This is a genomic window from Isoptericola sp. F-RaC21 (assembly GCF_038593535.1).
GTDB lineage: Bacteria > Actinomycetota > Actinomycetes > Actinomycetales > Cellulomonadaceae > Isoptericola.
Map to the genome: position 1 here is coordinate 576,716 of NZ_JBCFYX010000004.1, position 21,154 is coordinate 597,869.

The following is a 21,154-nucleotide window of genomic DNA, read 5'->3' on the forward strand; positions in this document are numbered from 1 at the left end:
CGCGGGTTCAGCCCCTCGACGACGCCCGCGCTACGCGGACGGCGACGTCGAGGCCTGCGCGCCTGCCGGCTCGAGCTCCGGCTCCGCGGGCGCGGCGGCACGCTCCCGGCGGAGCTGGTCGCCGTTGAGCAGCAGGTTGAGCAGGATGGCGCTGATCGCGCCGGCGCTGATGCCGGAGTCGAAGATCAGCTGGAACCACGTCGGGAACTCGGCGTAGATCTCCGGGCGCACGGTCGGGAGCATCGCGACGCCGAGGGAGACGGCGACCACGAGGATGTTCTTGCTGGTGAACGTCACCTTGGTGAGCGAGCGGACGCCCGACGCCGCGACCATGCCGAACAGGGCGATCCCGGCGCCGCCCAGCACGGCGCTCGGCACGCCCTCGACCACCGCGCCGACCTTGGGCACCAGGCCGAGCACCACGAGGATGCCGCCCGCCATCGTCGCGACGTACCGCGACCCGACGCCGGTGAGGCTGACGAGCCCCACGTTCTGCGCGAACGCCGTGTACGGGAAGGTGTTGAACGCGCCGCCGAGCAGGGTGGACAGGCCGTCGGCGCGCAGGCCGTCGCCGAGGCGCTGCTTCGTCACCGGCCGGCCGGTGATCTCGCCGACGGCGATCATGTCGCCCGTCGTCTCGGTCATGATCACCAGGCCGACCACGAGCATCGACGCCACGGCGGCGATCGGGAAGGTCGGCAGGCCGAAGTGGAACGGCGTCACGACGGCGAACCACCCGGCGTCGCCCACGCCCGACCAGTCGACCTTGCCCATGGGGAGCGCGACGAGCGTGCCGAGGGCCAGGCCCAGCAGCACCGAGACGCGCGCCAGCCCCGCGGGCGCGAACCGCTCGACCAGCACGATGAACAGCAGGGTCCCGGCGGCGAGCGCCAGGTCGGACGGCGCGGCGGAGGGCCCGTTGTCGGTGATCCACCCGGCGGCGACGTCCATGAGCGAGACGCCGATGATCAGGATGACCGTGCCGGTGACGATCGGCGGGAAGAACCGCAGCAGCGCGGAGAAGAACGGCGCCACGAGGATCATGAACAGCCCGCACGCGATGGTGGCGCCGAAGACGGCGGTGATGTCGTACGTCGTGCCGATGGTGATCATCGGGCCGACGGCGGCGAACGTCACCCCCTGCATGATCGGCAGGCGCACGCCGAACCGCCAGAACCCCAGGGACTGGATGATCGTCGCGATGCCCGCGACGAACAGGTCGGCGCTGATGAGGAACGCCAGGTCGCCGGCGGAGTAGCCGAGCGCGCCGCCCACGATGAGCGGCACCGCCACGGCGCCCGCGTACATCGCGAGCACGTGCTGCAGGCCCAGCGGGAAGAGCCGCGCGAGCCGCGGCACCTGGTCGACGGGATGCCTCGCGGTGGTGCTGGGTGATGCCTCGGACATCGGTCGTCCCCTTCCGTCACCGGGCGCCCGGTCGGCGCGTCGGGGACGACGGTAGGGAGCAACCGTTTCCGTGGGATCAAACAGAGTTTCCGGGGCGTGAAATCTTCTCGGATGAACCTGTCGGGCCCGCCCGCGTCATCGGGCAGCGAGGACGACGACGTCGTGCGGCGCGAGCGGCAGCGTGGCGGCGCCCGGGACGTCGGCGGGGGTCGCGGCGACGCCGTGCCGGGCACCGGTCAGCAGGTCGGTGAGCACCCCGCTGCGAGCGGTCGCCTCCCGCACGCCGGCCGGCCCCTCCGCGAGCGCCGCGTCGACGTCGAGCCGCGCCGACCGGTCCGCGTGGTTGATCGCGACCAGGGTGTCGCCCCGCCACACCGTCTCGACGTCGGCCTCCTGGCCGCCGTGCGGCACGCCCGCCGCGGCCAGCGCCGCGCGGAGCACGACGCCCAGGCCGCCGTCGGGCCCCGTCAGGTCGCACCCGACGTACCAGGCGACGCCCGCCCCGTGCGCGTGGCGGGCGACGGCGACGCTGCCGGCCAGCGGCCCGTCGTCGTACGTCGCGAGCACCTCCGCCCCGTCGGACCGGGCGCGCTCGCCCAGCACGGCGGCGGTGCCACGGCCCTCGTCACCCCAGGCCACGACGCTGCCGCCGTCGGGCAGGGGCACCCACTCCTCCGCCGAGACGCCCAGCACGTGCCGCAACGGCGCCGGCGACCGCCCGAGGTGCAGGTGCGCGAGCGCGTCCGCGACGCCGCCGAACGGCCCCCAGACGAGGTGGCCTCCGCCGGCGACGTAGGCGTCGAGTCGGTCCGCGGCCGGCTGCTCCAGCACGGTCAGGGCCGGCGCGAGCACCAGGTCGTAGCCCGCCAGCGCGTCGCCGGGCGCGACGACGTCCACGACCACGCCGAGCCGCCACAGCTCCCGGTGCCAGGCCTGCAGCGTGGCGAGCGGGTCGAGCCGCGCGGTGGGGAGCGCGACCTGGGTGGCCGCCCACCACGACGGCCAGTCCCACAGCAGGGCGACGCGGCGGTGGACGGGCTCACCGACGACGGCGCGCAGCGCGCGCAGCTCGGCCCCCAGGGCGCGGATCCCCTCGTGCACCGCCGTGTCCGCGCCGGCGACCGGGAGCATCGCCGAGTGGAAGCGCTCGGGCCCGGAGCGCGCCTGGCGCCACTGGAAGAACAGGGCGCCGTCGCACCCGTGCGCGAGGGCCTGCAGCACCTCGGCGCGCAGCCGGGCCGGCGACTTCGTGAGGTTGTGCTCGCGCCAGCTCACCGCGCTCGCGGCCTGCTCCATCCGCAGCCACGACCCGCCGTCCGCGAGCCCGCGGGCGAGGTGGTTGACGAGGGCGGCGTCGGCGGCCGCGTCCGGCGAGGCCGGGTCCGGGTACGCGTCGTCGGCGATCACGTCGAGGTCGCCGCGCCACTCGTGCGGGTCGACGCCGCCGAAGAACCCCATGAGGTTGGTCGTCACCGGGCGATCGGGGTCGTGCCGCCGGATCACGGCCTTCTGCTCGCGGTAGAGCTCGAGCAGGAGGTCGGAGCCGAAGCGGCGGAAGTCGAGCTCCTGCGACGGGTTGCGGTGGTACGGCGCGACGCGGGGCGGCAGGATCTCGGCCCAGTCGCCGTACTCCTGCGACCAGACGGTCGTGGCCCACGCCGCGTTGAGCGCGTCGAGGCTGCCGTACCGGGCGCGCAGCCAGTCGCGGAAGCGCTCCGCGCAGCGGTCGCAGAAGCAGAACTGCCCGTACTCGTTGCCCGCGTGCCACATCCGGACGGCGGGGTGGCCGGCGTAGCGGGCGGCCACCTGCTCGGCGATCGCCGCGGCCGCGGACCGGTAGGCGTCCGACGACGGGCAGAACTGGTTGCGCGACCCGTAGCTCAGCACCGTGCCGTCGGCCGTCGTCGGGAGGGACTCCGGGTGCCGGTGGCCCAACCACGGCGGCGGGGAGGCGACCGGGGTGGCGAGGTCGACGGCGATGCCGGCGTCGTGCAGCAGGTCGAGCACCTCGTCGAGCCAGCCGAAGCGGTACTCCCCCGGCCGCGGCTCGAGGTGCGACCAGCTGAAGACGCCGACCGTGACGAGGTTGACCCCCGCCTCCCGCATCAGCGCGACGTCCTCGCGCCACACGGCGGGGTCCCACTGCTCGGGGTTGTAGTCCCCGCCGTACAGGAGGCCCAGCTCGTCCGTGAGCCGTGCCAGACCAACCGTCATGCCGCGATACCCCCGTGGACCGTCGAAGCGCTTCGATGCGCGCGCCAGCCTAGTGCTCCACGACTTGTCAGGGCCAGGGCCGCGTATACGCGCCCCTGGCCCTGACAACGCGGTCAGTCGCGGCCGGCCAGCCAGCCCGCGAGGCGGTCGGGCCGGTCGGTGATGATCTCGTCCACGCCGAGCGCGACGGCGGCGGCCCAGTGCTCGGGCTCGTTCAGCGTCCAGACGGCGGTGGCGAGGCCGGCGTCGTGCAGCCAGGCGACGGCGTCGGGGGCGTCGCGCAGCACGGTGCCCATCGGGTTGCACATGACGACGCCGAGCTCGCGGCAGCGTTCGACGAGGTCGTCCGGCGTCGTCGTGACGAGCAGGCCTCGGCGCAGCCCCGGGTCGGCGTCGCGCAGCGCGGCCACCGTCTCGGGCCAGAAGCTCTGCGCCACCGTCCGGTCGGCGAGGCCGGCCGCGCGCAGCGGCTCGGTGACCCGCCGCACCTCCTGCGCCGTCCACGGGCCCTTGACCTCGAGCAGCAGGTCCAGTCCCTTGTGGGCACGCAGCAGGTCGATCACCTCGCCGAACGTCGGCACCCGCTGCCCCGCGAACGCGGGCGAGAACCACGACCCGGCGTCCAGGAGCCGCACCTCGCGCAGCTCGAGGTCGGCGAGCTTGCCGCTGCCGTTCGTCGTCGCGTCCACCGTGTCGTCGTGCAGGACGACGACCTCGCCGTCCGCGGTGAGGCGCACGTCGATCTCCAGGGCGTCGGCCCCGGCGCGCGCCGCGGCCTCGAACGCGGCGAGCGTGTTCTGCGGCGCGACGGCGCTGTTGCCGCGGTGCGCGACGACGCGCGGCCGGGCGACCGGCCCCGTGAGCGGCCCGGTCACAGGTACGGCTCCACGTTCTCGGAGTACGCCGTCTCGATGCGCGGGGTGATCGCGTCGAACGCCGCCTTCGGGTCGGCGCCGGAGATGACGATCTGCTCCAGCGCCTCGTTGAGCAGCGCGTCGGCGCCGGGCACGAAGACGCGCACGTCGTCCTGCACCCGGGCCTTGTCGGCGAGCTGGTCCACGGCGGTGCGGAACTGCGGCGTCTGCGCGTAGACCTTTTTCATCTCGTCGCTCTCGACCGCGGAGGTGCGCACGGGCATGTAGCCCGTGGCCTGCGAGAACGTCGCGGTGTTCTCGGTGTTCGTGAGGAACTCGAGGAACATCGCCGCGGCGAGCTGCTCCTCCGGCGTCTTCGACGACGGGATGGCGAGGCCGGTGCCGCCGGTCGGCGTGCCGCCGCCCTGCGGGCCGTCGGGCAGGTACGCCGTGCCGACCTCGAACGACGCGGCGTCGAGCGCGCCCTTGAGCGAGCCGGTGGAGCCGATCGTCGAGGCGATCAGGCCGGAGGAGAAGTCCGCCATCGCGTCGTCGGCCGACAGCGTCGCGACGCCGGAGCCGTGGAACAGGTCGCGCACGAACTCGCCGCCGGCGACCGCCTCCGGGGTGTCGAGCGTCAGGTCGAAGCCGTCCGAGTACGCCCCGTCCTGCCCCCAGATCATGTTCTCGAACCACCACGCGCCCCAGGAGGGGCCGGTGGTCAGGCCGAGCGTCGAGCCGCCGTCGGGCACCTCGCCCTTGAGCTTCGCGTCCCACTCGACGAGCTCGTCCCACGTCTCGGGACCGCGGTCGGGCAGGCCGGCCTTCGCCCAGAGGTCCTTGTTGTAGTAGAAGAGCGGCGTGCTGCGGGCGTACGGCACCGCCCAGTGCTGGTCGTCGTACTCGTAGTCCGCGTACAGGGCGGGCTGGAAGTCGTCCGCGTCGGCGTCGAGGAACTCCATGACGTCGTCCACGGGCATGATCTGGTCGTTGAGGTGGTACCGGAACCACCACACGTCGGAGGCGATGACGAGGTCGGGCAGCTCGTCGGTCTGCGACGCGGCCTGGAAGCGCTGGGCGACCTCGTCGTAGTCGGCGCCGGCGGTCACGAGGTCGACCTCGATGCCGGTCTCGGCGGTGAAGTCGTCGATGAGCTGCTGCTCGAGCTCCTGCGACTGGCCCGGGTGGTTGCTCCACCAGGTGATCTGCTTCGCGGGCTCGACCTGGGACCAGTCGACGGCCTCGGACGTGGCGTCGCCGGACGACGTGGCGCCGACGCTCGGGCCGGCGCACGCCGTGAGGGCGAGGGCCGAGGCCGCGGCGAGCGCCGCGGCGGCGGTGCGGGCGGGACGGTGGGACACACGTGCTCCTTGGTTCGATGAGGTGGCAGGCGGGCGGGCGACCGGGCTCAACCCGTCACCGCGCCCGCGGTGAGGCCGGCGACGAGGCGTCGCTGGAGGATGAGGAAGACGAGCAGGATGGGCAGCGTCACGACGACGGTCGCGGCCAGCAGCACGCCCCAGTTCGACATGCCGTCGGTGTTCTGCAGCAGGGTGAGGCCCACGGGGAGCGTCATCTTGTCCGCGTGGTCGACGACGAGGAACGGCCACAGGTAGTCGTTCCACTCCGTCACGACCGACACCAGCGCGACGGCCGCGAGGGTGGGCGTGCTCATCGGCACGACGAACCTCCACAGCTTGCGCCAGTGCCCGGCGCCGTCGAGCTCGGCGGCCTCGAGGATCGACGACGGCAGGGTGAGGAAGTGCTGCCGGAACAGGAAGGTGCCGAACGCGCTGGCCAGGCCGGGCACGAGGATCCCCTGGTAGGTGTTGAGCCAGCCGAGGCTCGCGACCAGCGTGTAGTTGGGGATGATCGTGATCTGCGGCGGGATCATGAGCGTCGCGATGACCAGCCCGAACACGAGCTTCTTGAACGGGAAGTCGAGGAAGACGAGCGCGTACGCGCAGGCGAGGCCCAGCGCGACCTTGAGCCCCGCGCCGACCACCGTCAGGCCGATGCTGTTCGCCAGCAGCCGCCCGAGCGGGATCGCGCCGGCCGCCTGCGCGTAGTTGTCGAGGCTGGGCGACCCGGGCAGCCACGCCAGCGGCACCTGGTACAGCTCCTCGGGCGTCTTGAGGCTCGCGAGGAGCAGCCACACCAGCGGCAGGCCGAGCACGACGGTCGCGAAGAGCATCGTGACGTAGCCGCCGAGCTGCGGCGGCCGTCGTCGTGCCGGGCGACCGGGGATCCGCCGGTCGATCATGACCGCGCTCATGCGTAGTGCACCTTCCGCTGGACGTACCGCATCTGCACCGCGGTGACGGCCAGCAGCACGAGGAACAGGACGGTGGCGACGGCGGACGCGTACCCGGCGCGGCCGTTCACGAAGCTCTCCTCGTAGATCGAGTACATGAGCGTCGTCGTGGAGCCCAGGGGGCCGCCCTGGGTCATCGCCTTGATGATGTCGAAGGACTGCAGCGACGCGAGCATCATCGTGACCAGCAGGAAGAACGTGGTCGGCGTCAGCAGCGGCAGCACGATCGAGCGCAGCGTGCGGGCCGACGACGCGCCGTCGAGCGCGGCGGCGTCGCGCAGGTCCTGCGGCACCGCCTGCAGGCCGGCCAGGTAGATGAGGGCGACGTACCCGAGGTTCTTCCACAGGTAGACGACGGTCACCATGACCAGCGGCCACGGGCGGTCGGTGTACCAGGCAGGCGAGCCGAGGCCGACCCAGCCGAGCACCTCCTGGACCAGGCCGTAGCGCGGGTCGAACATGAAGAGCCAGAGGATGCCGACGGCGAAGCCGCTGAGCACGTAGGGCGCGAACGCGACCGTGCGGGCGACGCCGCGCCCGCGCAGCCGCCGGTTCAGCAGCAGCGCGAGGCCCAGGCCCAGCACCATCGCGCCGCCGACGGTCGCGACCGTGAAGACGAGCGTCGTGGTGACGATGCGGCCGGTCGTCGGGGCGGCGAACCACTCGGCGTAGTTGCCGAACCCCACGAAACGGGCCGACGGGGAGCCGAGGTTCCACTGCAGCGTCGACAGGTACAGGCTCTGCAGCAGCGGGCGGTAGACGAAGACGAGGATCAGCAGCACGTTGGGGCCCGCCAACAGCAGCGCCCACAGCAGGGCGTTCCGGCGACGGCGCGCGCCGAGGCGGCTGCGGGGGCGGGTGCGAGGGGCGGATGGCCGGCCGGGCGGGGTGCCCGCCCGGGCCGACGGGGCGTCCGGGGGACCGGACGGCCGTGGGGTCACGACGGTGGTCACGGCCGCGACTCTAGGAACCGCCCTGCCCGAGATGTCCGGATCGGCGGGTGGCCCGCCGAAGGGTTCGGGCAACGTTCATCGGGGCGGTCCCCGCTGGTCACGGGCGCTCCGTGCCGGCCACGCGGCCGTCGACGCGACGTCAGGCGGGCGTCAGCCGGGCGTCGTCTCGGGGACACCCGCGCGGGGGTAGGCACGGGTCTTCTCGGAGGTGCCCATCCCCCACCGCACGGCGCGGGTGGCGAGCGTGCCGGCGGGCCCGCCGAGGGTGCGGCGGAACCAGGTGCCGACGCCGAGCTCGTCCCGCGCCCACGCCGGCAGCGTCGACACCGCGCCGGCCGCGAGCAGACCGTACGGCGGCCGGGCCGCGCGCGGCAGCGGCGGCTCGCGCAGCAGGAACCGCACCGTGTCCAGCGCCGCCGGCGACGCCTCCAGCTCCGGCCGGTACGCCTCGATCGTTTCGCGCAGCTCGGCCACCGTCTCGGGCACGACGACGGCGCCCAGCGCCCGCGCCACCCGCGCCGCCTGCGCCACGTACTCGTCGGCTTCACTGTCAGTGAGCGGCCGCTCCCCGAACCGCTGGTGCGCGGTGAGGAACGAGTCCGCCTCCGCCGCGTGCACCCAGGTGAGCAGGTGCGGGTCGCCCGCCCGGTACGGCCGCCCGTCCGGCGCCTTGCCGCGCACCCGCTCGTGCACCGCGCGGACCCGGTCGATCATCACCTGCGCGTCGTCGGCGGTGCCGAACGTCGTCGTCGCGATGAACGTCGCCGTGCGCTCCAGACGGCCCCACGGGTCGCCGCGGTAGCCCGAGTGCCCCGCCACGCCCGCCATCGCCAGCGGGTGCAGCGACTGCAGCAGCAGCGCCCGCAGCCCGCCCACGAACATCGACGCGTCCGCGTGCACCCGCCCGACCGGGCTGTCCGGCGCGAACCACCGCGGCCCCGGCGTCAGGTGGATCCGGTCGCGGACCGCCACCCCGTCCGCGCCCGACACCTTCTCGAACAGCACGTCGCCCAGGCGCAGCCGCAGCCGCTCGACCGGGTTCGTCGCCGTCGTCATGCCGCCAGTATCCGCTCACACGTCCATCGGCGTGAGCACGGCGATGCGCCACCCGTCGTCCGTGCGCACCAGCTGGTACACGAACCGTTCCGTGTTGTCGTCGGCGCCCTCGTGGTGCCAGGTCACGTCGGCCCACACGCTGTGCGCGGTGGCCGCCACGACCCGGATGTCGGACGTCATGCCCGTGACGCCCTCGTACTGCGCCCACGACGCCCCGAAGAACTGCTCCGTCTGCGCCCGGCTCGTCACCGGCAGCGACTGGCCCGGAAACAGGATCAGCGCGGGCACCGCGTACAGGTCCGCCACCGCCGCCTCGTCTCGGTCCAGCAGCGCCTGCCGGTAGCGGTCGAAGAACTCCGCGGCCACGGTGTCCGGCGCGTCCGTGCGGTCGGTCGTCATCTCTCGTCGCCTCCTCGCGTGAGCTGTCGGTCGATCAGCTCGACCGTACGCGCGGCCGCCCACAGCACGACCGCGATCAACGCTCTTCCGGGGATATCACTGATAACCTCGAACCCGTGGTCGATCTTCGAGTGGAGCGTGAACGCGCGGGCCTGACCCAGGCCCGACTGGCCGAGCTCGCCGGGATCGCGCCGTCCAACCTGTCGGCGTACGAGTCCGGCAAGCGCCCCGTGTCGGCGGCGATGATCGAGCGCATCCGAGGAGCGATGGTCCGGCCGTCCGACCGGCTCCGCGAGAAGCGCGACGAGGTCCTCACGATCATCGCGCGCAACGGCGGCACGAACCCGCGCCTCTTCGGCTCCGTGGCGCGCGGCGAGGACACCCCCGCGAGCGACGTCGACATCGTCGTCGACGTCCGCCCCGAGGACGCGTGGCGCTTCGTCTCCACCCCGCGGGAGCTGTCCGAGCTGCTCGGCGTCCACGTCGACGTCGTCACCGAACGCGGGCTGCGCGCCAAGCACCGAGACATCATCGACGAGGCCGTCCCGCTGTGAACGGCCGCACGAGGCGCTGGCTGCACGACCTGGTCGACCATGCGGCCGCCGTCGACCGACTCGTCGCCCGCGGCAAGGCGGCGTTCGACGCCGACGAGATGCTCCGCTACGCCGCCGAGGACCTGCTCATCCGTCTCGGCGAGTGCGTGAGCCGCATCGACCGCGACGATCCGGGGTTCGTCGACGCCCATGCGGACCTGGAGCTCCGCCGCCTCAAGGACGCGCGCAACGTCGTCGCGCACGGCGACGACGCCGTCGACTCCGAGCTGCTGTGGGCGATCCTGTCGACCAACATCCCTCAGGTCGCCGCCCGGGTCGCCCGACTCCTCGGCTGACGCGGGCCGGTCGGGTGAATTCCCCCGCCACCAGGAGAGTTGCTCCCACGAACCCTTGCGGCGGGGCCGGCGCGATGGTGAGCTCATCGCGTGGAATCAGCGGTCGAGGCGGAGCTGCGCAGGCAGATCATGGCGTGGGTCGGCGAGCGGGCGGAGGCCAACGGCGGCTTCCTCCGCCGCGACGAGCTGCTCGACTTCCACCTCGACGGCGAGAAGCTGCCCGTCATCGACTACTCCCGGGGCATCCGCAACCCCGCATCGTTCGGCTCGACACTCTCGATCGTCAGCGCCGCCGACGGCCCGTACGACGACACCGAGTCCGAGGACGGGCTGCTGCACTACGCGTACCGCAAGGGCGACCCGTGGTCGGGCGACAACCGCAAGCTGCGGGAGGCGATGCGCACCGGCATGCCGCTCATCCTGTTCCGCAAGGAGATCGCGAACATCTACACGCCGGTCTTCCCGGTCTACGTCGTCGACGACGAGCCACAGAACCGGCAGTTCCTCGTCGCCCTGGACGAGGCGTTCCGCTTCATCCACGATCCCGCGCACCTGAGCGAGCCGCAGCGGGAGTACGCCCGGCGCCTCGCGAAGCAGCGCCTGCACCAGCCTGCGTTCCGCACCCGCGTCCTCGTCGCGTACGAGACCCGGTGCGCGATCTGCGAGCTCAAGCACGGGTCCCTGCTCGACGCCGCGCACATCGTCCCGGACGGGCACGAGCTCGGCGCCCCGACGGTGAACAACGGCCTAGCCCTGTGCAAGATCCACCACGCCGCCTACGACCAGAACATGCTGGGGGTGACGCCGGACCACGAGGTGCGCATCGCCTTCCGGCTGCTCGAGGAGATCGACGGGCCCATGCTCAAGCACGGCCTGCAGGAGATGCACGGGCGGCAGCTCTCCTTACCGCGCCGGCGGGCCGATCGCCCCGATCGCGACCACCTGGCGTGGCGCTACGAACGCTTCGCCGAAGCCGCGTCGAGGTAGCGCATGATCCGCACGACGGCGTCACGGCCGGCGCGGTTAGCGCCGACGGTGGACGCGGACGGCCCATAGCCGATGAGGTGCACCCGCGGCTCGCCGTCCACCTGCGTGCCGTCCATGCGGATGCCACCGCCCGCGGCGCGCAGGTGCAGCGGCCGCAGGTGGTCGAGAGCTGCGCGGAAGCCGGTGTTCCAGAAGATGACGTCGACGGGGATCGTCTCGCCGTCGGGCGTGACGACGCCGTCGGGCACGATGCGCGTGAACATCGGCCGCCGGTCGAGCACGCCGCGGGCCTCGGCGGCGAGCAGCGTCGGGGTCTTGATCAGGCCGGTGACGGACACGACGCTCTGCGGCGGCAGGCCCTCGCGCACGCGGTCGGCGACCATCGCGACGGCGCGCGCGCCGTCCTGGGAGTCGAAGGAGTCGCGCCACACGGGCTCCCGGCGCGTGAACCAGAAGGTCTGCGCCACGTGCGAGATCTCCTCGAGCAGCTGGACGGCGGAGATCCCGCCGCCGACGACGGCGACGCGCTGCCCGGCGAAGTCCTCCGCGCGCGTGTAGTCGGCGGTGTGCAGCTGGCGGCCGCGGAACGTCTCCTGCCCCGGGTAGGCGGGCCAGAACGGCTTGGACCACGTGCCCGTCGCGTTGACGATCGCCCGGGCGACGATCGTGCCCGAGCGGCCGCCGCCCTCCCAGCGGACGAGCAGGGCGCCCGCCGGGTCGTCGTCGGCCGCCTCCACCCGACGCACGCGCACCGGCCGGACGACGGCAAGGCCGAGCTCCCGCTCGTAGTCGCCGAAGTAGGCGGGCAGCACGTCGACGCTCGCCGCCTCCGGCTCCACGTCGGGCTGCTCGATGCCGGGCAGGTCGTGGATGCCGTTCACCGTGCTCATCCGCAGCGAGCGCCACCGGTGCCGCCACGCTCCGCCGGGCCCGTCCTCGGCGTCGAGGACGACGTAGGTGCGTGCACCCGGCGCCGGCAAGGTCGCGGGCACGAACCCCCGGCGCCGCAGGTGGTACGCCGCCGACAGGCCCGCCTGACCCGCGCCGATCACGACGACGTCCGCCGTCTGCGGCATGGCCTCGGTCGTCGTCACGTCTCGAGGAACGTGCGGCACGCGGACGGGATTCCGGGGCGACCTGTGGCACGTCGCACCTGTGCCGATGTCCGCGGCCGGCGCTAGCGTCACGACCCATGACCTACGCCAACGTCGGCACGCTGGGCACGACCCCCGGACGGCGCGACGAGCTCGTCGCCCACCTCACGCAGCACAGCACGGAGCTCGCGGACGCGGGCTGCCTGCTCTACGAGGTCGGCGTCAGCGACGACCGCCCGGACACCGTGTTCGTGGCCGAGCTGTGGACGTCGGCGGAGGCGCACCGCGCGTCGTTGCAGCTCCCGGCCGTGCAGGCGTCCATCGCGGCGGCGCGGCCGCTGCTGTCGGGGGAGTTCGGCGGGTTCGACTTCACCGTCGTCGGCTCTCCGCTCCGAGGCTGACGCGGTGACACCGGCGGAGGCACGCACGACCCGCACGGCCGTCGTGATCGGCGGCGGCATCGGCGGCCTGGCGTCGGGCGTGGCGCTGGCCCGGCACGGGTGGGACGTCACCGTGGTGGAGCGCGCGACGTCGCTGGACCCGGTGGGCGCGGGGATCGTCGTCGCGCCGAACGCGGTGCGCTCGCTCGACTCGCTCGGCGTGGGCGACGCGACCCGACACCTGGCCGCGCTGCAGGGCGAGCTCGGCATTCGTCGCCCCGACGGGCGGTGGCTGCTCCGCGGCCGCGCGGACGGCACGGCGTCGCTGTTCGGCGACCGCACGCTGATGCTGCACCGCGCGCAGCTGGTCGGGCTGCTCGCGGACGCGCTGCCCGCGGGGTCGCTGCGGCTCGCGACGAGCGCCGACGTCGTCGACCCGGGCACCACGTCGCGGCCGGCGCGCGTCCGTACACCGGACGGCGACCTCGACGCCGACCTCGTCGTCGCGGCGGACGGCATCGGCTCCGCCACGCGCACCCGGTGGATGCCGAGCGCGCCCGCTCCGGTGTCGGGCGGGTCGACGGCGTGGCGCTTCGTCGCCCCGCCGGTGCCGGGCGTCGTCGGCTCCGAGATCTGGGGACGCGGGATCATCGCCGGCGTCATGCCGCTGGCCGACGGACGGGTGTACGCGTACGTCTCGGTGGCCGCCGGCGTCGGCGTCCCCCGCGACCTCGACGAGCTGCGCGCCCTCCTCGCCGACTGGCACGACCCGATCCCCGCCCTGCTCGCGTCCGTCGACGACGCCACGGCGCTGCGGCACGAGCTGCGGCACCTGCCCGCTCCCCCGGCCTCGCTCACGACCGGCCGGGTCGCGCTCGTCGGCGACGCCGCGCACGCGATGCTGCCGAACCTCGGCCAGGGCGGGTGTCAGGCGCTCGAGGACGGCGTCGTGCTCGGGGTGCGGGTGCGCCCGGACGACGACATCGCCGCCGCGCTGCAGCGCTGGTCCGCGGAGCGCCGGCCCCGCGTAGGGCAGGTGATGCGCATGTCGGCGCGGGTCGCCGTCCCGACCCTGTGGACGTCGCGGGCCGCCACGTCCGCCCGCGACGCCGGGATGCGCGCCGTCGGCCGATGGACCGAGGCGCTTGGCGGGCGCGCCCTGCGCCCGGTCATGGCGTGGCGGCCGCCGACAGGCTGAGGCGAGTCCCACCTGGGCGTCGCGTCAGCCCATCGCCCGGCGATAGGTCACCCGCCGCACCAGGGTCTCGAACGGCCCGCGCCGCCCGGCCCGGCGCATCCGGTCGGCGAGCAGCAGGGTCGCGAGCCAGGTCGCGACGGCGAGGGCGGCGGTACCCGTCACGCCCAGGACGCCGGAGAGGTCCAGCAGGAACGGCGTGAACACGACCGCCCAGACCACGGACTGCGCCAGGTAGCACGTCATCGACCGCTGACCGAGTGCGGCGAGCGCCTCCACGACCGGCCCGCGCCGCCCGTCGTACCGGCGCTCGAGCCGGGCCGCCAGCAGCACGACGAGCGCCGCGTACCCGAGCCCGCCCAGCGTGCCGCTGGCGGTGTGCAGCGCGACGGCGCCGTCGAGCGTCGCGGCGTCGGGCACGGGGACGACGCCGGCGACCGGCAGCGCCATCGGTTGCGCGCCCAGGACGGCGGCCGCGATCCCCGCGACGGCCGTCACCGTCAGCGCCGCCCGGTAGCGCGCCGGCTGCTCCAGCACACGCCGCCGTCCCGCCCACAGGCCCAGCAGGAACGGGCAGGCGAACCCGATCGGCCCGAGCAGCGCGACGACGGCGACCGACGGGGCGCGGTCGACGACCATGCCGCCGAGGTCCGGCGGCAGCAGGTCGGTGCCGGGGCCGGCCAGCGCCTCGACACCCGTGCCCGCCGCCGGCAGCGCCGTCAGGACGAAGAACAGGGCCGCGACGGCGAGCACCCAGCCGTCGCGCCAGAACACGGCCAGCGCACCGACGAGCAGCAGCACGCCGTACATCGCGAGGATGTCGCCCGCGAACAGCAGCAGCCCGTGCAGCACGCCGATCCCGATCAGCACCGCCGCGCGCCGCCACAGCAGTCGTCGGACGGCGGGGTGCCCGGCCGCCTGGTTCCGCTCGACGATGCGGGCGACGCCGTACCCGAACAGCAGCCCGAACATCGGGAACGCGCGTCCGTCCACGCACGTCACGATCAGCCACGAGACCGCCGAGTCGACCGGCGAGCCGTCGAGCGGGAACCCGCCCAGGTACCGGTCGCCGCGCAGGAAGTAGTGCGAGTTCGCCAGGGCGATGCACAGCAGCATGACGCCGCGCGCCAGGTCGGGGCCGAGCGCGCGGGCGGTCAGGCGGGTCGGGCCGGCGGGGGCGGCGGTCGTCGCAGTCACGGTGCCATTGCAGCGCGCCGGCTCGGACCTGCGCATCGGCCACCCGGACGACGCGGGGTCCGTCGGTGGTCGGTTCTTCTGCCGGGCGTCACGCCTGCGCGCAGGCGTCGTTCATCCTCCGCTCACCCCTCGTTCGGCCCGCCGCCGAGTCCCCGTCAGCCGGACCCGATGGGCTGTGGGCGACCGCCGGGGCTCTGACCAGCAGAGACTCAGCCCCCGACCGCTCCCCCACTGGAGGCACCCATGCACCGCTCCTGGATCCGGCGCGCGACCGCCGCGCTCGCGGCACTCCTGGCCGTGCCGCTCGCGGCCACGACGGCGTCGGCGAGCGACGACGTCGCACCGCCGGCCGTGGCGAGCCTTCCGCTCGAGCAGAACGGCGGCACTTGGCCCACGAGCCACGTACAGGGCATCGCCGTCGACCAGGCGCGCGGCTACATCTACTACTCGTTCACGACGCTGCTGGCGAAGTACGACTTCGAGGGCAACCTCGTGGGCACGGTCGAGGGCTTCACCGGCCACCTCGGCGACCTGGACCTCGACCCGGAGTCCGGCCGTGTGTACGGCTCGCTCGAGTACAAGGCGGACGAGGCCTTCTACATCGCGGTGATCGACGGCACCGAGGTGGACGAGATCGGCATCGACGCCCAGACCTCCGACGTCTTCTCCACCGTGTACCTCCCGGAGGTGCACGACGACTACGCCGCCGACATGGACGGCGACGGGAAGTTCGACGGCAACGTCGGCGACACCGCCGACCACCGGTACGGCAGCTCCGGCATCGACGGCGTGAGCTTCGGCCCCGCGTTCGGCACGACCGGCGGCGAGCGGCTCCTCACCGTCGCGTACGGCATCTACGCGAACACGTCGCGCACGGACAACGACCACCAGGTGCTGCTCCAGTACGACGTCTCCGACTGGGCGCGGTACGAGCGGCCCCTGACCGAGAGCGACCCGCACCACGCCGGCCCCGCGGAGACGGACGGCAAGTACTTCGTGCGCACCGGCAACACCACGTACGGGGTGCAGAACCTGGCCTACGACGCCGTTCAGCAGCGCTGGTTCCTGGGCGTGTACCGCGGCACCAAGCCGCAGTTCCCCAACTACCTGATGTTTGCCGTCGACGCCGCCACCCGGCCGGTCGAGGGCGACCTGGTGGGCGTGCCCGGCCCGGACGGCGAGGGCACGGAGCGCGGCCTGCTCCTCGCCCTGGCCGACGACGACGGCACCCTCGACCCGGAGACCGGCATCCGCGGCTGGGAGCAGAAGTCGGACGTCGGCCTGCAGCCGCTGGGCCACGGGTTCTTCTACCTCGCGACCAACTCGGGCACGACGGGTGCGCAGACCGCCGACCTGCGGCTGGTGCGCTGGACGGGCGACGCCGAGGCGCCGTTCGCACCCGCCACGCAGGCCGAGCTGGCCCGCACGTGCACCGTCGACTACGCCGTGCACGGCACCTGGCCGCGCGGGTTCACCACGCAGGTGCGGGTGCGCAACACGGGCACCGCACCGGTGAGCGGTTGGACGGCCGCCTGGCGGTTCGGGTCGGGCGAGACGATCGACCACTCCTGGGGCGTCGAGACCGAGCAGGGCGGGGACGTCGTCCGCGCCACCGCCGCCCGGTGGAACGCCTCGCTCGCGCCGGGCGACCGCACGACGTTCGGGTTCGTCGGGCGCACGACGTCCGGCACCGCCGCACCCTCGACGGTCACGCTGAACGGGTTCCCCTGCTCCGCGGCCTGACGAGCTGACGACACGGCCGGGTCGGCGGCGCGCCGACCCGGCCCGTCGCGTATCGTGCTGTCACGCTCATCCCGGTAACCGGTTTCTCATGGACGAGGACCGGTCGCAGCGGTGACGGAACCCTTCTCGACGACGCGAAAGGTCCACCATGACGCTCACCCGCCGCAGGCTCGGCACCACCCTCGGTGCCCTCACCCTGGCCGCCGCGACCGCCACCGTCCCCCTGGCCGTCGCGCCCGCCGCCGTCGCGGGTCCCGACGACGCCGCCGGCAGCGCTGCCGTCGACACGGTCTTCCGCACCACCGACACCGCGCCCGGCTGGGCCTCGCAGAACGGCGGCACGGACGGTGGGGCCGGCGCCGACGCCGGGTCCACGTACACCGTCAGCAACCGCCAGGAGCTGCTCGCCGCCCTCGACAACGGCGGCGCGCGGGACGAGCCGAAGATCGTCTACGTCTCGGGCACCGTCCACGGCAACGAGACCGACGACGGCGCCCTGCTGGGCGAGCAGGACTTCGCGCCCGGCTACGACTTCGACAAGTTCCTCAGCTGCTTCGGTCCGGAGGGCTGGAGCGACGCGCTGCACGACTACTGCGGCGACCAGCGGCGCCTGCGCGTCACCGGCAGCCGGGCGATGAAGGCGCAGACCGAGCTGAAGATCCCCAGCAACACGACGATCGTCGGCCTCGGCGACGACGCCGGGTTCGACCAGGCCACGCTCATGCTGCACCTGGCGCACGACGTGGTGATCCGCAACGTCACCGTCGAGGCCCCGGTCGACTGGTTCACCTGGTGGGACCAGCCCGGCAGCACCTGGGACGCGCGGTTCGACGCCGTCTCCGCCGTCACCTCCACCAACATCTGGGTGGACCACGTCACCCTCACGGACGGAAAGTTCCCCGACCGCGAGGCCCCGCTCGGCCCGGACGGCGAGCCGGCCAACCGGCACGACGGTCTGTTCGACATCGAGGACAGCTCGGACTTCATCACCGTCAGCAACTCGCTGGTCACGGACCACGACAAGGCGATGATGCTCGCCTCCGGCGACGAGCACGGCGACAAGGAGCGCGGGCACCTCAACGTCAGCTACATCGGCAACTTCTTCGACGGCGTGGGGCAGCGTTCGCCCCGCGTCCGGTTCGGGCGGGTGCACGTGGTGAACAACTACTTCCTCGGCCGGGTGAACGACCCCGAGAATCCGATGACCAGCGCGGCCGCCGTCGAGGGCGGGTACGACTACTTCATCGGGCTCGGCTACGAGTCGCAGGTGTTCTCCGAGCGCAACTCGTTCGACTACACGGGCCCGGGCGCGGACGCCACGGTCGCCGTCAACGTGTGGAACGCGACCCGGTTCGCCGACGAGGGGTCGTGGTTCAAGCAGCGGCCGGTCGACCTGGAGGCGATCGCCGCCGACCAGTACGACGCGCGGGTGGCCGAGGAGACGGCGGCGGCCGCCGAGACCGGGGAGCCCCTGCCCGACTGGGCCACCGCCGGCTTCACACCGACGGTCGACTGGACCCCGCCCTACGAGTACGAGCCGCTGCGCACCGCGGCCCAGGTGGAGCGGCACGCCCGGACCCAGACCGGCGCCGGGGTCCTCACCGTCCCCGCGCCATAGCCTCGATGGGCCGTATCCCCGCGGGAGTGACAGTCTCGGTGGGATGACGACGGACGCCCCCGCACCTGCGGCGCCGCAGGGACACCTCCACCGGAGCCTGTCCCTGCGGCACCTCATCGTCTACGGCCTGCTGTTCATCGGCCCGACCGCGCCGATGGGCACCTTCGGCGTGCTGGACGCGCGCAGCAACGGCGCGGTGGCGCTCGTCTTCATCATCGCGACAGTGGCGATGTCGTTCACCGCCTGGTCGTACGCCCGCATGTCCGTCGCGGTCCCGAAGGCGGGGTCGGTCTCGGCGTACGCCACCGCGGGGCTGGGGCGACGGCCGGGGTTCATGGCCGGCTGGATGATCGGCCTGGACTACCTGTTCATCCCGAGCCTGGCCGCGCTGTTCTGCGGCATCGCCAGCCACGCCCTGTTCCCCGGCGTGCCGGTCTGGGTGTTCACCGTGGCGGCGGTGCTGCTCATCACGGCGCTCAACCTCGGCGGGGTGAAGCTCGCGGCGACGGTGGGGTTCGTCGCCCTGGCCGTGGAGATCCTGGTGCTCGCCGCCTTCTGCGTGGGTGCCGTCGTCGTGCTGGTGCACGAGGGCCCGGCCCGGCCGTGGCTGTCCCCGCTCACCGGGCTCGACGGGTTCACGCTCGTCGGCACGCTCGGGGCGGTCTCGGTGGCGGCCCTCGCGTTCCTGGGGTTCGACGCGATCGCCACGTTCGCGGAGGAGAGCACCGGCTCGCCGCGGCAGATCGGCCGGGCCCTGATCTTCTGCCTCGTGCTCGCCGGGGCCCTCTTCGTCCTCCAGACGTACCTGGGCGCGCTGCTGACGACGACGACCCCGACGGAGCTGGCCGCGCACCCCGACGACCAGGGCACCGTCTTCTACACCATGATCAGCGACTCGATCGGAGGGTGGCTCGGCACGACCGTCACCACGGCCCGAGCGATCGGCCCCGTGCTCTCCGCGCTCGTCGCGCAGGCCGCCGTCAGCCGCCTCATGTACGGCATGGCCCGCGACGGGCAGCTGCCGGCCCGGCTCGGGTCCGTGAGCCCGCGGACCGGTGTCCCCCGCCTCGCGATCCTCGTCTCGGCGGTCGCGACGCTGATCATCGCCGTCGCGGCCGCGATCAAGCCCGACGGGCTCGACCTGCTGTCCTCGATGGTCACCGTCGGCGCCCTGACCGCGTTCGTGTTCCTGCACGTCGCGGTGATCGGGTACTACGTGGTCGGCGGGCGCACCGACCGCCCCGTCCTGCACACGGTCGTGCCCGTCGTCGGCCTGGCGATCGTCGTCACCGTGCTCGTCCTGGCCAGCCACCTGGCCCTGGAGGTCGCGGCCGGCTGGCTCGTCCTGGGGCTGGTCGTGATGCTCGTGCGCGGCACGCGACACGGCGCGTCCGCCGTCGGCGAACCCGGAAATTGAGTCGGGGTGGCTCAAGTTGTACCGGGTCAGCAGCACTCACCTGGAGGAGGACAGCATGACCACCACCCTGACCCGCACCCCGTTCGCCGACGCCTGGCTCCGCGACCTGTGGACCCCGCGCCTCACCGACCTCGCCCGGACCGAGGGCCCCGTCCCCGCCGCGGACGTGTACCGCGACGGCGAGGACCTCGTCGCCCGCCTCGACCTGCCGGGCGTGAACCCGGCCGAGGACGTCACCGTCGAGGTCGAGGGCCGCAAGCTCGTCGTGCGCGGCGAGCGCAAGGACCAGCGCTCGGAGGAGTCCGAGGGCCGGCGCCTCTCGGAGGTCCGCTTCGGCGCCTTCCGCCGCGTCGTCACCCTGCCGAAGGCCGTGGACGGCGACGCCGTGACCGCGTCCTACGACGCGGGCGTCCTCACGGTCACCGTCGCCGGCGTCTTCGCCGGCACGACGCCGCAGCGCATCGAGGTCACCTCCGCCTGAGGCGGAGGCGCAGCGCAGGGTGAGCGCCGAGGAACGAGGCGCTCGCCCACAGCGGAACTGCAGACTCAGGCGGCAGAAGACACCGCCGCCTGATCGCTCAGGTCCGAACGACGGCGCCCGGTCGCACCCGCGACCGGGCGCCGTCGCACCCTGCGGGACAGGGGCCACGACGCCGGCCGCGCCTTGGGGGACCTCAGCCCTCGCGCGACCCCACAAGCTTCTCCAACGCCGATCGGAACGCGGGCAGGTCGTGCTCGACCGTGCTGCGCAGGATCCGTACCGAACGTGGAGAAGATGCTCCAGAGACTCGCGTGCCAGCTCGACGTGCGATCACCTCACAGCGTGATGGCCTGGACGGAGTCGCGCACGGCAGGGCGAAGCGATCGCTCGGGGACGACGTCGACAGGACGTCCCAGCAGACGTTCGAGCTCGGCCTCGAGGGCACTCAACGCGAAGAGGCCGACGCCGTGGTCGACATCGACGAGCAGGTCGACGTCCGAGCCCTCGCCAGACGTTCCCGCGGCGACGGAGCCGAAGACCCGCACATGACGCGCACCGTGCCGCGCTGCCGTCGCGACGATCTCGTCCCGATGGACCCTGAGCACGTCGTCCAGGACCGAGGGCTGCCCGTCGCCCCGGGGCGCGTGCGACGCGGGCAGCACCGCGCGAGCGGCGGAGCGATCCAGCAGACGCTTGACCTCGGGCTGGCTCCGACCGAGAGCGTGCGCGATGCGGCGCTGGCTCCAACCGAGGTCTCGCGCTTGTCGCGCACCTGTCTCGAGGGCAGCCCTGGCTTCGGCACGGAGGGCGTCTGCCGTCCGCGCCAGGCCGTCGAGGTAGGCGGCGAACGCACGCTCGACAGCCGACCCGTGGTCGTCTCGTTCTTCCATGAACACCTCCGATAACAGATGCTATCGGGAGGTGATGTCACATCGCCAGAGCCCGTCCCGTCGCTG

General features: G+C 73.4%; 20 protein-coding genes. 9 read left to right on the top strand and 11 right to left on the bottom strand.

Features of this window, described 5'->3' with window-relative positions:
- Positions 1–30: 30 nt before the first annotated feature.
- The 8 genes from AAG589_RS17500 to AAG589_RS17535 form a co-directional block, all read right to left on the bottom strand.
- Entirely contained in the window at positions 31–1,407 is a 1,377-nt protein-coding gene (locus tag AAG589_RS17500; protein ID WP_430568557.1) for a nucleobase:cation symporter-2 family protein, read from the bottom strand.
- 135 nt (positions 1,408–1,542) lie between these two features.
- On the bottom strand, positions 1,543–3,621 hold the full coding sequence (locus tag AAG589_RS17505; protein ID WP_430568558.1) for a beta-galactosidase: 2,079 nt from the start codon (positions 3,619–3,621) through the stop codon (positions 1,543–1,545).
- Between the two features lie 113 nt (positions 3,622–3,734).
- A complete protein-coding gene (locus AAG589_RS17510) occupies positions 3,735–4,496 on the bottom strand; it encodes a glycerophosphodiester phosphodiesterase (RefSeq protein ID WP_430568559.1) in 762 nt (253 codons plus the stop codon).
- Positions 4,493–5,836 (bottom strand): ABC transporter substrate-binding protein, encoded by a 1,344-nt coding sequence (locus AAG589_RS17515; protein WP_430568560.1) that lies wholly within the window; start codon positions 5,834–5,836, stop codon positions 4,493–4,495. Before AAG589_RS17515 ends, AAG589_RS17510 begins: the two co-directional genes overlap by 4 nt.
- A 47-nt stretch (positions 5,837–5,883) precedes the next feature.
- The gene (locus AAG589_RS17520) at positions 5,884–6,750 is read right to left on the bottom strand and encodes a carbohydrate ABC transporter permease (protein ID WP_446719756.1); all 867 of its coding nucleotides are present in this window, start codon (positions 6,748–6,750) and stop codon (positions 5,884–5,886) included.
- The gene (locus tag AAG589_RS17525) at positions 6,747–7,742 is read right to left on the bottom strand and encodes a carbohydrate ABC transporter permease (protein WP_446719757.1); all 996 of its coding nucleotides are present in this window, start codon (positions 7,740–7,742) and stop codon (positions 6,747–6,749) included. Before AAG589_RS17525 ends, AAG589_RS17520 begins: the two co-directional genes overlap by 4 nt.
- 150 nt (positions 7,743–7,892) lie before the next feature.
- Positions 7,893–8,798: an oxygenase MpaB family protein gene (locus tag AAG589_RS17530; protein ID WP_430568561.1), complete on the bottom strand. Its 906-nt coding sequence runs from the start codon at positions 8,796–8,798 to the stop codon at positions 7,893–7,895.
- A 15-nt stretch (positions 8,799–8,813) separates the two neighbouring features.
- On the bottom strand, positions 8,814–9,197 hold the full coding sequence (locus AAG589_RS17535) for a nuclear transport factor 2 family protein (protein WP_430568562.1): 384 nt from the start codon (positions 9,195–9,197) through the stop codon (positions 8,814–8,816).
- Between the two features lie 116 nt (positions 9,198–9,313).
- Between AAG589_RS17535 and AAG589_RS17540 the strand changes: the two genes are divergently transcribed.
- The 3 genes from AAG589_RS17540 to AAG589_RS17550 all read left to right on the top strand — a co-directional run bounded on the left by AAG589_RS17540 (position 9,314) and on the right by AAG589_RS17550 (position 11,073).
- Entirely contained in the window at positions 9,314–9,751 is a 438-nt protein-coding gene (locus AAG589_RS17540; protein WP_430568563.1) for a nucleotidyltransferase domain-containing protein, read from the top strand.
- Entirely contained in the window at positions 9,748–10,086 is a 339-nt protein-coding gene (locus AAG589_RS17545) for a HepT-like ribonuclease domain-containing protein (RefSeq protein WP_430568564.1), read from the top strand. The genes AAG589_RS17540 and AAG589_RS17545 overlap by 4 nt, the downstream gene beginning before the upstream one ends.
- Positions 10,087–10,176: 90 nt before the next feature.
- On the top strand, positions 10,177–11,073 hold the full coding sequence (locus AAG589_RS17550; RefSeq protein ID WP_430568565.1) for an HNH endonuclease: 897 nt from the start codon (positions 10,177–10,179) through the stop codon (positions 11,071–11,073).
- Here AAG589_RS17550 and AAG589_RS17555 read toward each other — a convergent pair.
- Positions 11,040–12,149, bottom strand: a complete 1,110-nt coding sequence (locus AAG589_RS17555; RefSeq protein ID WP_430568709.1) for an FAD-dependent oxidoreductase — start codon at positions 12,147–12,149, stop codon at positions 11,040–11,042. The genes AAG589_RS17550 and AAG589_RS17555 overlap by 34 nt on opposite strands.
- A 116-nt stretch (positions 12,150–12,265) precedes the next feature.
- Here AAG589_RS17555 and AAG589_RS17560 point away from each other — a divergent pair, with 116 nt between their 5' ends.
- Complete coding sequence (locus AAG589_RS17560) at positions 12,266–12,568, top strand: putative quinol monooxygenase (RefSeq protein ID WP_430568566.1); 303 nt, start codon at positions 12,266–12,268, stop codon at positions 12,566–12,568.
- Between the two features lie 4 nt (positions 12,569–12,572).
- Positions 12,573–13,745 carry an FAD-dependent oxidoreductase gene (locus AAG589_RS17565; protein ID WP_430568567.1) on the top strand — a complete coding sequence of 391 codons (1,173 nt, stop codon included), beginning with the start codon at positions 12,573–12,575 and terminating at the stop codon, positions 13,743–13,745.
- Positions 13,746–13,769: 24 nt separating this feature from the next.
- Here the strand turns inward: AAG589_RS17565 and AAG589_RS17570 are convergent, their stop codons facing one another.
- A complete protein-coding gene (locus AAG589_RS17570; RefSeq protein WP_430568568.1) occupies positions 13,770–14,939 on the bottom strand; it encodes a DUF418 domain-containing protein in 1,170 nt (389 codons plus the stop codon).
- Positions 14,940–15,182: 243 nt separating this feature from the next.
- Here AAG589_RS17570 and AAG589_RS17575 point away from each other — a divergent pair, with 243 nt between their 5' ends.
- The 4 genes from AAG589_RS17575 to AAG589_RS17590 all read left to right on the top strand — a co-directional run bounded on the left by AAG589_RS17575 (position 15,183) and on the right by AAG589_RS17590 (position 20,198).
- Positions 15,183–16,682 (top strand): cellulose-binding domain-containing protein, encoded by a 1,500-nt coding sequence (locus AAG589_RS17575; protein WP_430568569.1) that lies wholly within the window; start codon positions 15,183–15,185, stop codon positions 16,680–16,682.
- A gap of 148 nt (positions 16,683–16,830) precedes the next feature.
- On the top strand, positions 16,831–18,300 hold the full coding sequence (locus tag AAG589_RS17580; RefSeq protein ID WP_430568570.1) for a pectate lyase family protein: 1,470 nt from the start codon (positions 16,831–16,833) through the stop codon (positions 18,298–18,300).
- A 43-nt stretch (positions 18,301–18,343) separates the two neighbouring features.
- The gene (locus tag AAG589_RS17585; protein ID WP_430568571.1) at positions 18,344–19,717 is read left to right on the top strand and encodes an APC family permease; all 1,374 of its coding nucleotides are present in this window, start codon (positions 18,344–18,346) and stop codon (positions 19,715–19,717) included.
- Positions 19,718–19,772: 55 nt separating this feature from the next.
- On the top strand, positions 19,773–20,198 hold the full coding sequence (locus AAG589_RS17590) for an Hsp20/alpha crystallin family protein (RefSeq protein WP_430568572.1): 426 nt from the start codon (positions 19,773–19,775) through the stop codon (positions 20,196–20,198).
- 335 nt (positions 20,199–20,533) lie between these two features.
- Here the strand turns inward: AAG589_RS17590 and AAG589_RS17595 are convergent, their stop codons facing one another.
- Positions 20,534–21,088: a nucleotidyltransferase family protein gene (locus tag AAG589_RS17595; protein WP_430568710.1), complete on the bottom strand. Its 555-nt coding sequence runs from the start codon at positions 21,086–21,088 to the stop codon at positions 20,534–20,536.
- Positions 21,089–21,154 lie beyond the last annotated feature (66 nt).